This is a genomic window from uncultured Jannaschia sp. (genome assembly GCF_947494055.1).
Taxonomy (GTDB): Bacteria; Pseudomonadota; Alphaproteobacteria; order Rhodobacterales; family Rhodobacteraceae; genus Jannaschia.
In genome coordinates this window covers 56,681-69,779 of sequence record NZ_CANLTR010000003.1, presented here as the reverse complement: position 1 = coordinate 69,779, position 13,099 = coordinate 56,681, and the positions used below count along the sequence as shown (strand labels likewise).

At 65.6% G+C, this 13,099-nt stretch carries 12 protein-coding genes; 2 read left to right on the top strand and 10 right to left on the bottom strand.

All coding sequences use genetic code 11. The features are described 5' to 3' along the window. Positions 1-4 precede the first annotated feature (4 nt). The 3 genes from Q1A87_RS03850 to yghX form a co-directional block, all read right to left on the bottom strand. Positions 5-658 (bottom strand): peroxiredoxin, encoded by a 654-nt coding sequence (locus Q1A87_RS03850; protein ID WP_299647248.1) that lies wholly within the window; start codon positions 656-658, stop codon positions 5-7. A gap of 68 nt (positions 659-726) precedes the next feature. Next, on the bottom strand, positions 727-1,383 hold the full coding sequence (locus Q1A87_RS03845; protein WP_299647246.1) for an RluA family pseudouridine synthase: 657 nt from the start codon (positions 1,381-1,383) through the stop codon (positions 727-729). Positions 1,384-1,433: 50 nt separating this feature from the next. Beyond that, positions 1,434-2,321 carry a YghX family hydrolase gene (gene yghX, locus Q1A87_RS03840; RefSeq protein ID WP_299647244.1) on the bottom strand — a complete coding sequence of 296 codons (888 nt, stop codon included), beginning with the start codon at positions 2,319-2,321 and terminating at the stop codon, positions 1,434-1,436. 94 nt (positions 2,322-2,415) lie between these two features. Between yghX and Q1A87_RS03835 the strand changes: the two genes are divergently transcribed. Together Q1A87_RS03835 and Q1A87_RS03830 are read left to right on the top strand one after the other, a co-directional pair. Next, positions 2,416-2,886: a CreA family protein gene (locus tag Q1A87_RS03835; RefSeq protein ID WP_299647242.1), complete on the top strand. Its 471-nt coding sequence runs from the start codon at positions 2,416-2,418 to the stop codon at positions 2,884-2,886. Positions 2,887-3,101: 215 nt separating this feature from the next. Then, a complete protein-coding gene (locus Q1A87_RS03830) occupies positions 3,102-3,671 on the top strand; it encodes a DUF3833 family protein (protein ID WP_299647240.1) in 570 nt (189 codons plus the stop codon). Positions 3,672-4,490: 819 nt separating this feature from the next. Here Q1A87_RS03830 and Q1A87_RS03825 read toward each other — a convergent pair. The 7 genes from Q1A87_RS03825 to nuoK are packed head-to-tail and all read right to left on the bottom strand — an operon-like array spanning position 4,491 to position 13,073. After that, complete coding sequence (locus Q1A87_RS03825) at positions 4,491-6,170, bottom strand: ribonuclease J (protein WP_299647238.1); 1,680 nt, start codon at positions 6,168-6,170, stop codon at positions 4,491-4,493. After that, positions 6,167-6,940 (bottom strand): type III pantothenate kinase, encoded by a 774-nt coding sequence (locus tag Q1A87_RS03820; RefSeq protein WP_299647236.1) that lies wholly within the window; start codon positions 6,938-6,940, stop codon positions 6,167-6,169. Before Q1A87_RS03820 ends, Q1A87_RS03825 begins: the two co-directional genes overlap by 4 nt. Further along, on the bottom strand, positions 6,931-7,674 hold the full coding sequence (locus Q1A87_RS03815; protein ID WP_299647234.1) for a biotin--[acetyl-CoA-carboxylase] ligase: 744 nt from the start codon (positions 7,672-7,674) through the stop codon (positions 6,931-6,933). The genes Q1A87_RS03820 and Q1A87_RS03815 overlap by 10 nt, the downstream gene beginning before the upstream one ends. Continuing rightward, a complete protein-coding gene (gene nuoN, locus Q1A87_RS03810) occupies positions 7,675-9,105 on the bottom strand; it encodes an NADH-quinone oxidoreductase subunit NuoN (protein ID WP_299647232.1) in 1,431 nt (476 codons plus the stop codon). Between the two features lie 12 nt (positions 9,106-9,117). Further along, a complete protein-coding gene (locus Q1A87_RS03805) occupies positions 9,118-10,665 on the bottom strand; it encodes an NADH-quinone oxidoreductase subunit M (protein ID WP_299647230.1) in 1,548 nt (515 codons plus the stop codon). Positions 10,666-10,677: 12 nt separating this feature from the next. Further along, complete coding sequence (gene nuoL, locus Q1A87_RS03800) at positions 10,678-12,762, bottom strand: NADH-quinone oxidoreductase subunit L (protein WP_299647228.1); 2,085 nt, start codon at positions 12,760-12,762, stop codon at positions 10,678-10,680. Positions 12,763-12,767: 5 nt separating this feature from the next. After that, the gene (gene nuoK / locus Q1A87_RS03795; RefSeq protein ID WP_092780793.1) at positions 12,768-13,073 is read right to left on the bottom strand and encodes an NADH-quinone oxidoreductase subunit NuoK; all 306 of its coding nucleotides are present in this window, start codon (positions 13,071-13,073) and stop codon (positions 12,768-12,770) included. Between the last annotated feature and the right edge of the window lie 26 nt (positions 13,074-13,099).

Sequence of the window (13,099 nt, the reverse complement as noted above, 5' to 3'; positions counted from 1 at the left end):
GGGGTCAGACCGGGTCCTTGGTCATCCGCAGATATGGGAAATGCGTCGTGAACTCGCCGAACTTCGCCTTCGCGTCTTCGTCGGAGACCGTGGCCGGGATCACCACGTCCCGCCCCGCCTCCCAGTTCGCAGGCATGGCCACGCCGTGCTTCCCTGCCTTCTGAAGGGCATCCACCGCGCGCAGCACCTCGGCGAAGTTGCGGCCGACGTTCATCGGATAGGTCATCGACAGCTTCAGCTTCTTGTCCGGCCCGATGATGTAGACCGACCGCACCGTCGCAGTATCGTTGGGCGTGCGCCCGTCGGGCAGGTAGGCGTCGGCGGGCAGCATGTCGTAAGCCTTCGAGATCTCCAGCGATTCGTCGTCGATCAGCGGGAACCCCACCGGCGCGCCGCCATAGGTCTCGATGTCGTCCTTCCACTTGCGGTGGCTCTCCGCGTTGTCGACCGAGATGCCGATCACCTTGACGCCACGCTTCTTCCACTCCGCGTCGAGCTGCGCGACGGCGCCGAACTCGGTGGTGCAGACGGGCGTGAAGTCCTTCGGATGGCTGAACAGGATCGCCCAGTCGTCGCCGATCCAGTCGTGGAACTTGATGGGTCCATCGCTCGTCTCGGCTTCGAAATCGGGGACGGTCTGGTTGATGCGCAGGCTCATGACGGCCTCCTCAAAGGTTAACGTGTCGCACCTCACCTAGTGCCCCGGGGCAGGCTGGAAAAGAACCGTCAGAACGGACAGGGCGCCGCGAGCCGCAACATCTGTCCGGTGACCGGATGCTCGAACTTGAGCCCCTCGGCATGCAGCATCATCCGCGGGAAATCGCGCGCCGCCCCCTCGGCGTAGAACGGATCGCCCAGGATCGGATGGCCGAGTTCTCGCATGTGGACGCGGAGCTGGTGGCTCCGCCCGGTCCGCGGCATCAGGCGCATCCGTGTCGTGCCGTCCTCGACCGCCTCCCGCCGCCACTCGGTCACCGCCGGCTTGCCGCGCTCGTGGTTCACATGCTGCAGCGGACGGTTCGGCCAGTCCACGATGAGCGGCAGGTCCACGGTCCCCGAAGGAGCAGCGACCTCGCCCCAGACGCGGGCGACGTAGCGCTTCTTCACGCGCTTAACCTCGAACATCCGCCCCATCTTGCGCTGCGCGAGCTTGGTCAGGGCGAAGACCATGATGCCGGACGTGTCACGGTCGAGCCGGTGGCAGAGCAGCACTTCCGGGTCGCGTTCCGCGAGCCGGGCGATCAGGCAATCTGCGAGATGCGCGCCCCGGCCCGGCACCGACAGGAGCCCGTCCGGCTTGTCCACGACGAGCAGATGCTCGTCGCGCCAGATCTCGGGGATCGGCCCGTCCGGCGGGTCGTAAGGCGTCGCGGCGTCGGTCATGGCGCGCCGGGACTAACGCGCCCGGCGACGAAGGGCCAGCGTGTCGCCGGTCAGGCGAGATAGACGCGGAACCAGGCGATCGTCTTCTCCCAAGCCGCCTCCGCCGCCTCGGCGTCGTAGCGCGGGGTCGTGTCGTTGTGGAAGCCGTGGTTCACCTCGGGCCAGATCAGCGCCTCGTAGCGCTTGTCGTTCTCTTCCAGCGCTTTCTGATAACCCGGCCACCCCTCGTTGATGCGGCTGTCGAGCGCCGCGTATTGCAGCAGGAGCGGCGCCTCGATCTTCGGCACATCCGCCGCCGCCGGCTGCCGGCCGTAGAAGGGCACGCCCGCCGAAAGCTCCGGATAGGCCACCGCGAGCGCGTTCACCACGCCGCCGCCGTAACAGAAGCCGGTCGCGCCGACCTTGCCGTTCGACCCCTCCATCGCGGCGAGATGCTCGTAGCCCGCGAAAAAGTCGTTCATCAGAAGCTCGGGATCGACCTGCGTCTGCAGATCGCGCCCCTCCTCGTCGTTGCCGGGATAGCCGCCCACGCTTGTCAGTCCGTCGGGCGCCATCGCGATGAACCCGGCCTTCGCCACCCGCCGCGTCACGTCGCGGATATAGGGGTTCAGGCCCCGGTTCTCGTGGACGACGAGCACGGCGGCGGGCGGCGTCTCGGGCGCGAAGGGCTGCACGAGATAGGCGTTGACCTGACCGTTGCCGTTCGGGCTGTCGTAGGTGATTTCCTCGAACATCAGATCGTCGTCGTCCTCGGCCACCTGCTGGGCCAGCGCGTAATCCGGACTCAGCATCCCCAAGATCGCCCCGGCCGTCAGGCCGCCCACGGCCCACTTGCCGGCCCGGTCGAGGAACTCCCGCTTGGAGATCCTGCCGTGCGCATAGAAGTCGTAGAGGTCCAGCAGATCCTGATCGAAATCCTTGGCCGTCATCCGTGTCATCTTGCGCTCCCCCGGCTTTGTGACATGCGTCGAGCCTAGCACGGGTTTCGCCCCCCGGAAGGGAACGAAGCGTCGCGGCCCCGCGTTTTCGGACATGACACGCATACCGCTTCTCGCCGCCCTTGCCGCTTCCCTCGCCCTCGCCGCACCTCTATCCGCCGAGCAGGTCGGCGAAGTCGGCGTCGACTGGGTCGGCAACGACATCATCATCGACGCGATCCAGGACCCGAAGGTTGAGGGCGTGACCTGCCACATCGCCTATTTCGAGCGGTCGCTGATCGACCGGCTGAGCCAGGGCAACTGGTTCGAGGATCCGTCCAACGCGTCCATTGCCTGCCGGCAGACCGGACCGATCCGGCTGGGCGACATCGACCGCTCCGAGGACGGGGAGCAGGTGTTCCGCGAGAGCCGGTCGATCGTGCTGAAGTCGCTGCGCATCAAGCGCATCTTCGACGAGGCGAACCAGACCCTCATCTACCTGGCCCACGCGCAGGAATTGAACCAGGGCTCCGCGAAGATGTCTATCTCGACCGTACCGCTCTACAACGCTACGATCGCGGAATGATCGGCGCCGCGAGCGACGCGGCGCGACGTGTGACATTACCGACACCGGCGGACCGGACGACGTCGTTTTCGGCGATCCGACGTGCTTGCACCACTTCAGCGGGAACTCACCCTCCCCCGTCGCGCATTTGTCTCCGGTCGGTTTATTAACAAAGTTTAGTTTTCATCTGCACTATGTCCGACGTCACCGGTTCGCGTTGGACGCGAGGTTCGTCGATGCCCTTTCTCTTCATTCTGCTGCTGGGGATCGCCCTCGCCGCTTTCGGGTTCTGGTATCTTCGCCGGTTCGCGAGCTTCAAGGCGCAGCGTCCGGAAGATTACGGGGACTGCCAGCCGCGCCTGGACCTCGTGCGCCACCTGTCCGGGCGAATGGATTGCCGCGGGGTCATCTTCGGTCCGACCGGCCGCGTCACCTCCCAGTTCCGGGCCGTGATGGAAACGCACTGGAGCGGACCGAGCGGCGTTATGGACGAGACGTTCGTCTACGACGACGGCAGCCGCCAGTCCCGGCAATGGCGATTGACGATCGGCAGCGACGGCTCGCTCCGGGCAGAGGCGGACGACGTTCTCGAGGCGGGGCACGGGCAGACATCGGGCAATACGTTGCGCCTTGCCTACACGATACGTTTGCCGCGGGAGAATGGTGGGCACCTTCTGGACGCGGTCGACTGGATGTACCTCCAGGCGGACGGCACGATCCTGAACCGCAGCCAGTTCCGCAAATGGGGCATCAAGGTCGCCGAGCTGTTCTGCGTGATGACCCCGGCCGAGCGCCGCGACGCCTGACGCCTTCGACGGCGATTGCTGGTACTGGAGACCGATTATAACGGTCGTGCGCGTATGTCCGTTCGCGGCAAATGCGCGCCAACCGGCGTGGCGGGGTGCCGCCCATGTCCTGCGCCGTGTAGGTCACCCTCCACTGCGCTCGGGTCACCGCCGGACGTGGCATGCTCAGTTGGGACGTGAGACCGATTGCGGACGGGCCGCTGCCGGGCGGGGCGCAGGGGATCGTTAGATCGTCCTCAAGCACACCCGTCGTTGTGGACACGATTGCCAAGGACGAGTTGACGAGCGACAGGTTCAGAGCGCTGTCCACGTCGTCGCTCATGTAGGGCAAGTCGTTGAGACGGAACTCCATACGTTCGGTCCGATCGGTGGCAGTGACGATTCCCATCCGGATGAAGCCGCCGGCAGTCAGGATGCCGTAGCTATCCTTCAGGATCCCGGAGAGCCCGTCGCAACAGGCAACGCCGCTGATCCGGGCCGCGCCGGCCTGGGCTCCGCAATCTACCGGACCAGACCGACGACGGCGATGGGCGAGACTTCCTCGTAGCTGTCGTACAAGACGCCACCCTCGACAGGCGCGTCCGTCAGACCTTGCCAAAGCGGCCAGCATGGCTCGTAGGCGAGGCCGGAATCGACGTCATTGCAGGCATCGCTCCCGAGACGTTCGAACCTTAGGACGACGCCGACACAGCAACCCCCGCCAATACCGGGACAGGAAGCCCCGGCAGGGCGAGGAACACGGCGGAGCGGATCATCGCGGATGCTCTGGCGGTTCCCATCCTGATCCGTTGCCCGCCGTTCGATCGCTAGGGGTCCGCTTCACTCCGCCGTCAGGCGCGTGATCAGGACCGAGACTTCTGGCCGCTTGCCGGCCTCGTCCTGCGCCACCTTGCGAACGCCGCGCGTGATCAGGTCCTCCAGCTTCTCGTCGTCGTCCGCCGTCCGCCTGTCCACACGCGCCAAGACGCCGGCGAGATGGTCCTCCATCAACTCGGCAAGCGGCGCGGCGCCGTTGCCCTGCTCGGGCAGGCCGCGCAGATCGACCCAGGTATCCTCCAGGACCTCGCCGTCGTCGTCGACCATCAAGGCCACGACCACATGGCCGTTCAGCGCCATGCGGATGCGATCTCGGATCACGCCGTCGAACTGCCCCACGAGCGCCGCGCCGTCGAGATAGGTCCGGCCCGTCTCGACATGGTCGATCACCACCGGCGCATTGCCCGAGAGATCGAGCATCGTGCCGTTGGGCGCGACGATTCCGGCGCGGCCGAGCGACTCGGCCAATTTCGCATGGGCGCGCAGATGCCGGTGCTCGCCGTGCATGGGAATGACCACCTGCGGATCGACGAGGCGGTGGATGGTCTCGAGGTCGGGGCGGTTGGCGTGGCCGGAGACGTGGTAGAGACCGTCGTCGTCGGTCACGACATCCACGCCGAGTTCGGAGAGGTTGTTCATGATGATGCCGACGTCACGTTCGTTGCCGGGGATCGTCTTCGACGAGAACAGGAACGTGTCGCCCTCGGTGAGCTCAATCCCGAAATACTTGCCGCGCGACAGCTGCGCCGAGGCGGCGCGGCGCTCGCCCTGGCTGCCGGTCACGATCAGCATCAGGTTCTCGCGCGGGATGTTCACTGCATCCTCGGGCGAAACGGTCTTGGGAAAGTCCTGCAGCAGACCCTCCTCCGTGGCCGCTTCGGTCATCCGGCGCATGGCCCGGCCCATCAGGCAGATCGACCGACCGGCCGCCTCCCCCGCTTCCGCGAGCGACTTCAGCCGCGCCACGTTGGAGGCGAAGGTTGTGGCGACGAACATGCCCGACGCCGCCTTCACCAACGGCTTCAAGTTCGGCGCGACCTCGGCTTCCGAGCGGCCGGGATGCCTGGAGAAGACGTTGGTGGAATCGCAGACCAGCGCACGCACGCCGGGCTTGGCGGCCTCCGCCCAGAGGTCGGGGTCGAACGCCTCTCCCACGACGGGCGACGCGTCGATCTTGAAGTCGCCGGTATGGATGATCCGGCCCGCGGGCGTGTCGATGACGAGCCCCGCGCTTTCCGGGATCGAGTGAGAGACCGGCAGGAAGCCCACGCGGAACGGTCCGGCCTCGATCATCGCGGGGAACGGATCGGCCGTGACGACGACCTTCGGGTCCTGTCCCTTCTCCACCATCTTGCGCCGGGCGAGGTTGGCGGTGAATCGGCGGGCATGAACCGGCACGCGCAGTTCGGGCCAGAGATGGCCCACGCCGCCGACATGATCCTCGTGCCCGTGGGTGACGAAGATCGCCTCCAGCCGGTCGAGGTTGTCCCTGAGCCAGGAGATGTCGGGCAAGATCACATCGACGCCGGGGGTCGAATCCATGTCGGGAAAGGCGATGCCGAGATCGACGAGGATCAGCCGTTCCTGCCCTTCCGGCCCGTAGCCGTAGACATAGGCGTTCATCCCGATTTCGCCGGCCCCGCCAAGGGGGAGATATATAAGCCGCTCGCGCTTGGCGCTCATGCGTTTTCCTTGTTGTAACTGTGGATCACGGTCAGACCGTGCATCGTGAGGTCGTCCTCGAATGCGTCGAAGAGCACTTCGGCCTGCTGGAAGAGCGGCGCAAGCCCTCCGGTGGAGATTACCTTCATCGGCCGATCACGTTCCGCGCGGATGCGCGCGGTGATCTCCTTGATGAGGCCGACATAGCCCCAGAACACGCCCGATTGCATGCAGGCGACGGTGTTGGTGCCGACCACCCGCTGCGGCTGGGTGATGTCGACATGCGGAAGCGCCGCGGCCGCCATGTGCAGCGCCTCGAGCGAGAGGTTCGCGCCGGGCGCGATCACGCCGCCGACATAGGCGCCGTCGGTGTCGACCACGTCGAAGGTCGTGGCGGTGCCGAAATCCACGACGATCAGATCGCCGCCGTGGCGGTCGTAGCCGCCCACGGTGTTCACCAGCCGGTCGGGCCCGACCTGCGTGCCGGCATCGACGCGGACATCGACCGGCAGGCGGGTCTCGGGCTTGCCGACGACGAGGGGGCGCGTGGCGAAATACCGGTCGCAGAGCACCCGCAGGTTGAAGACCACGCGCGGCACGGTGGAGGAGACGATGACGTCGGTGATCGCCACCTCGACCTTGTTCAGCGCCATCAGGGTCCGGAGCCAAGTGTAGTACTCGTCTGCCGTGCGCTGGTGCTGCGTGGCACAGCGCCAGGAGGCGAGGAACTGCCTGCCGTCCCAGATGGCGAAGACGGTGTTTGTGTTTCCGCAATCGACGGTCAGGAGCATGGCGCCTCGGCGAAGAAGATATCCGCGGCGGCGATACGATGACGCCCCGAACCTTCGGCGAGGATCAGGTGCCCCTCCATGTCCACGTCCTCGAACATGCCGATGCGCGTCTCCGTCATCGTCCGCGCGGTGATCCGCTGCCCGCTCCGGGCGGCCCGAGCGAGCCACGCTTCGCGGATCGGAGCGAACCCTTCGGCGCGGAACGCGGCTTCACGCGCTGCATAGGCCGGCGCAAGCGCGTCGAGGAGCACCTCCGGCCGGACGTCGTGACCCCGCTCAGCCAGCGCGATCGGAGGGACGGCTCCGGATTCCAGCACCGCCGCGTCCGGTGCGACGGCGAGGTTGAGGCCGATGCCGACGACGAGGCAGCCGGGCACGGGGCATTCGAGAAGGATGCCGGCAAGCTTGCGGTCGCCGAGCAGAACGTCGTTCGGCCATTTGAGCGTCAGATCCGCGACGCCAAGTTCCGTAAGTGCGTCGTGGAGCGCCAGCGACGCGACGAAGCTGCGCAGCGCGATCCGGGACGGGTCGTCGGCCAGTACATAGCTCAGCGAGGCGGCGAAATTACCCAGCGGCATCGCCCAGACGCGACCCCGGCGGCCGCGCGCCGCCAACTGATGATGCGCGAGAAGCCAGGTCGGCCGCGCGGGGCGCCGGCGGACGAGTTCGGCCGAGGTGCTGTCGGTTTCAGGCAGGACGACGCGGTCCACCCCCTCGGGCCAGGGGGCGGCCATTTACCGGACCAGCGCGGCGGCGGCGGCGGCGGCGGCCGGTTCCAGCCCCAGAAGGTTCGGAAACAGCGCCAGCATCAGGATGCCCGACGCGGCGAGGGCGACCATCTGGACGACCGGCACATCGTTGTCGAGCGGCGCCTCGGTCTCGCCGAAATACATGTAGTAGACGATGCGCAGGTAGTAGAACGCACCGATGACGGAGGCGATCACGCCCAGCACGGCGAGCCAGACGAGTCCGGCATCCACCGCCGCCTGCAGCACCGCGTACTTGGCGAAGAAACCGAGCGTTGGGGGGATGCCGGCGAGGCTGAACATCAGCAGGAGCAGCGCCAGCGCAGCCCCGGGGCGGGCCTCGGAAAGCCGGTTGAGCGACATGATGTCGGTCGTTTCCAGACCGTCACGGGTCATCGTCAGGATGAAGGCGAACGTGCCGATATTCATCACGACGTAGATCGCCATGTAGAGCAGCATCGCCTCGACCCCGCCTACGGTACCGGCGGCGAGGCCCATCAGCGCGTAACCCATATGGGCGATCGAGGAATAGGCCATCAGCCGCTTGATGTCGCGCTGGCCGATCGCGGCGATGGCGCCGACGAACATCGACAGGACGGACAGGAGCGCGATGATCTGCTGCCAATCCTCCACAACGTTGCCGAAAGCGTCGTGCGTGACGCGAGCGAACATGCAGATCGCGGCGACCTTCGGAGCGGTCGCCATGAAGGTCGTGACCGGCGTCGGCGCGCCCTCGTAGACGTCCGGCGTCCACATGTGGAAGGGTGCGGCGGAAACCTTGAAGGCCAGCCCTGCCAACATGAAGACGAGCCCGAACAGAAGGCCGAGCGGCACCTCGCCCGACGCCGCGAGGATCACGGCCGCGAACTCGGTCGAGCCGGCGTAACCGTAGGTAAGCGAAATGCCATAGAGCAGCAGCCCCGAGGACAGCGCGCCGAGAACGAAATACTTGAGCCCCGCCTCCGTCGACTTGACGTTGTCGCGTCGCATCGAGGCCACGACATACATCGACAGCGATTGCAGCTCGAGCCCCATGTAGAGCGTCAGCAGGTTGCCGGCAGAGACCATGACCATCATGCCGATGACGGCGAGCGTGATCAGCAGCGGGTACTCGAACTTGGAAAGGCCGAAGCGGGCCATGTAGTCCTGACTCAGGACGAGCACGATCGCCGCCGAGAGGAGGATCGTGACCTCCGCGAAGCGGCTGAACCCGTCCTTGACGATCATCGCGGTAAAGCCGGTCCCGACCTCCGAAGAAACACCGATCCAGAACGCGACGACGACAAAGACGGCGGCCGTGAGCCAGATCAGCGGACGAGTGAGCGCGTCCTTGCCGGTATAGACAGCGACGAGCAGGGCGCCGAGCGCATACACCGCGAGGACGATCTCGGGCAGGATGATGTTCAGATCAGCGCTCATCGGCGGCCTCTCTCAATGTCCGGCATCCGCGACCGCCCGATCCAGAACCAGATCGGACGTGGCGACGTCGTAGGTCTCGACAAGGTTGGCGACGGAGGGGCCGATGATGTCGGTGATCAGGCTCGGATACACGCCGAGCAGGATCGTGGCCACCACGAGTGGCGCGAAGATTACCCTTTCCCGCCCGGTCATGTCGGTGATCGACCGCAGGCTCTCCTTGATGAGGTCGCCGAACACGACCCGCCGGTAGAGCCAGAGCGCGTAGCAGGCCGAGAAGATCACGCCGGTGGTGGCGACGAAGGCGACCCAGGTGTTGACCTGGAACACGCCCATGAGCGTCAGGAACTCGCCCACGAAGCCGGAGGTGCCAGGCAGGCCGACATTGGCCAGCGTGAAGAGCATGAAGACGAGCGCGTAGGCCGGCATCCGGTTCACGAGGCCCCCATAGGCCGCGATCTCCCGCGTATGCATCCGGTCGTAGATCACCCCGACACAGAGGAACAGCGCGCCGGAGACGAAGCCGTGGCTGATCATCTGGAAGATGGCGCCGTCGATCCCCTGCTGGTTGGCGGCGAAGATGCCCATCGTGACGAAGCCCATATGCGCGACGGAGGAATAGGCGATCAGCTTCTTCATGTCCTCCTGCATCATCGCCACGAGGGAGGTGTAGACGATGGCGATGGCCGAGAGCCACAGGACGAGCGGCCCCATCACCTCCGAGCCCACGGGGAACATCGGCAGCGAGAACCGCAGGAAACCGTAGCCCCCCATCTTCAACAGGATCGCGGCGAGGACGACCGACCCCGCCGTGGGCGCCTGGACGTGCGCATCGGGCAGCCAGGTATGGACCGGCCACATCGGCATCTTGACCGCGAAGGACGCGAAGAAAGCGAGCCAGAGCAGCGTCTGCGCGCCGCCGACGACGTCGAGCCCCAAGACGCTGAGCGGCGCGTAGCTGAACTGGTGCGCGAGGAGCGTCGGAATGTCGGTCGTGCCGGCATCGAGATACATCGCGATCATCGCGACGAGCATCAGGACCGAGCCGAGGAGCGTGTAGAGAAAGAACTTGAAGGACGCGTAGATCCGGTTCGCCCCGCCCCAGATGCCGATGATCAGGAACATCGGGATGAGGCCAGCCTCGAAGAACAGGTAGAACAGGATCATGTCGAGCGCGCAGAACACGCCGATCATCAGCGATTCCAGCACGAGGAACGCGACCATGTAATCCTTCACCCGCGTCGTGACGTCCCAGCAGGACGCGATCACCAGCGGCATGAGGAAGGTCGTCAGCATCACGAACAGGACCGAGATCCCGTCGACGCCCATCTTGTACTTGAGCCCGAGGAACCAGTCCCGCTCCTCTACGAGCTGGAAGCCCGGATCGGCGGCATCGAAGCCCGACAGGACGAAGAGCGAGACGATGAAGGTGAAGGTCGTCGCGCCGAGGGCCAGCCACTTGGCGTTGCGCTGCGCGGCCGCGTCGTCGCCGCGCAGGAACAGCGCGAGGATCGCCGCGGCGATCATCGGCGTGAAGGTGACGATGGAAAGAAGGTTGTCCATGAGTTCCGACCCTCAATTCCCGGCGGCGATCGTCGTCCAGGTGATCAGGACGACGATCCCGATCACCATCGCGAAGGCGTAGGTGAAGATGTAGCCCGACTGCGCCCGGTTCAGCGCGCGGGTGAAGAACGGCACGATCCCCATGGCGAGACCGTTGATCGAGCCGTCGATGACGGTGCCGTCGCCCTTCTTCCAGAGGAACGACCCGATCCGCTTGGCCGGGCGGACGAAGACGGCGTCGTAGATTTCGTCGAAGTACCACTTCCGGAACAGGAACTGGTGCAGCGGCGAAAGCGTCGCGGCCCATTGCGCCGGAAGGCCCGGCTGGCGGATGTAGCCCAGCCATGCCACGCCGAAACCGATCAGCATCGCTATGAAGGGCGAGACCTTGACCCAGACGGGGACGTGGTGCGCATCGTCGATGATGTTGTTCTCGGCGCCCATGTAGATGGCGCCCTCGCCCGGCACGGACATGGCGACGGGTTCGGAGGTCTCCGCCTCGCCAAGTTCGGTGATGTCCTCGCCCGAGGCATCTTCGCCGGTGCCGGCGGGCGCGGCCGCATGAACCTCGCCGCCGGTGATGCCGAAGAACTCCTCGATGGCGTGATGGTCGCCGAAGAAGCTGTTGTACCAGATCATGCCCGCGAGGACCGAGCCGAGCGCCAGAACGCCGAGAGGGATCGTCATCACGAGCGGACTCTCGTGGGCGTGTTCATGCGTGTGCTTGTCCCCCCGCGGCGCGCCGTAGAAGGTCATGAACATCAGCCGCCAGGAATAGAAGCTGGTGAACAGCGCCGCGACGACGAGTGCCCAGAACGCGCCGGGCGCGCCGGCATAGGCGGTCTCGATCACCGCGTCCTTCGACAGGAAGCCCGCGAAGCCGATATGGGTGAGCGGGATGCCGACGCCGGTGATGGCGAGCGTGCCGATCATCATCGCCCAGAACGTATAGGGGATCTTCTTCCGCAGGCCGCCGTAGTTCCGCATGTCCTGCTCATGGTGCATCGCGTGGATGACGGAGCCGGCGCCGAGGAACAGCATCGCCTTGAAAAAGGCGTGGGTGAAGAGGTGGAACATCGCCACCGAATAGGCGCCCAGCCCGGCCGCCACGAACATGTAGCCTAGCTGCGACATGGTCGAATAGGCGATCACGCGCTTGATGTCGAACTGCACGAGGCCAATCGTCGCCGCCACGAACGCGGTCGCCGCGCCGATCACGACGACGAAGGTCATCGCCTCGGGCGCGAACTCCATCAACGGCGACATGCGGCAGACGAGGAACACGCCCGCCGTCACCATCGTCGCCGCATGGATCAGGGCGGAAACCGGGGTCGGCCCCTCCATCGCGTCGGGCAGCCAGGTGTGCAGGCCGAGCTGCGCCGACTTGCCCATCGCGCCGATGAACAGGAGGAAAGCCAGCAGGTTCGCCGCGTTCCAGTCCGTCCAGAGGAAGTGGATATTCGTCTCGGCAATCTCGGGCGTGGCCGCGAAGATGTCTGAGAAGTTGATCGAGTCCGTCAGGTAGAACAGACCGAAGATGCCGAGCGCAAAGCCGAAATCACCAACCCTGTTGACGATGAACGCCTTCATCGCGGCGGCCGAGGCCGAGGGCTTGCGCCAGTAGAAACCGATCAGGAGGTAGGACGCGACGCCAACGCCTTCCCAGCCGAAGAACATCTGAAGAAGGTTGTCGGAGGTCACCAGCGCCAGCATCGCGAAGGTGAAGAACGACAGGTAGGCGAAGAAGCGCGGCTTGTAGACTTCGCCCTGCCGCCATTGCGGGTCGTGATCCATGTAGCCGAAGCTGTAGAGGTGGACGAGCGACGACACCGTCGTCACCACGATCAGCATGATTGCCGTCAGCCGGTCGAGGCGGATTCCCCAGTCGGTGAGCAGCGACCCGCTCTCGATCCAGCGCATGAGCGGGATGATGTGGGTCTCGCCGTCATGTGCGAAGAACACGATCCAGGACAGGAACGCGGCGAGGAACAGGAGCGCGGTCGCCGTGACCATCGCAGCCTTCTCGCCCATGAAGCGCCAGCCGAAGCCGCAGATCAGACTGCCGAGAAGGGGCGCGAGGAGGATGATCGTCGTCATGTCGCTCAGCCCTTCATCACGTTGACGTCTTCGACGTCGATGGTGCCGCGGTTGCGGAAGAAGCAGACGAGGATGGCAAGCCCGATCGCGGCCTCCGCGGCGGCGACGGTGAGGACGAACAGGGTGAAGACCTGCCCCGTCAGATCGCCGAGGAAGCCCGAGAAGGCGACGAAGTTTATGTTCACCGCGAGCAGCATCAACTCGATCGACATCAGGATGATGATCACGTTCTTCCGATTGAGGAAGATGCCGAAGATGCCGATCACGAAGAGTGCGGCCGCCACGGTCAGGTAATGCTCGAGTCCGATCATCGTAGTCCTCCGGGGCGCGTCTGCCC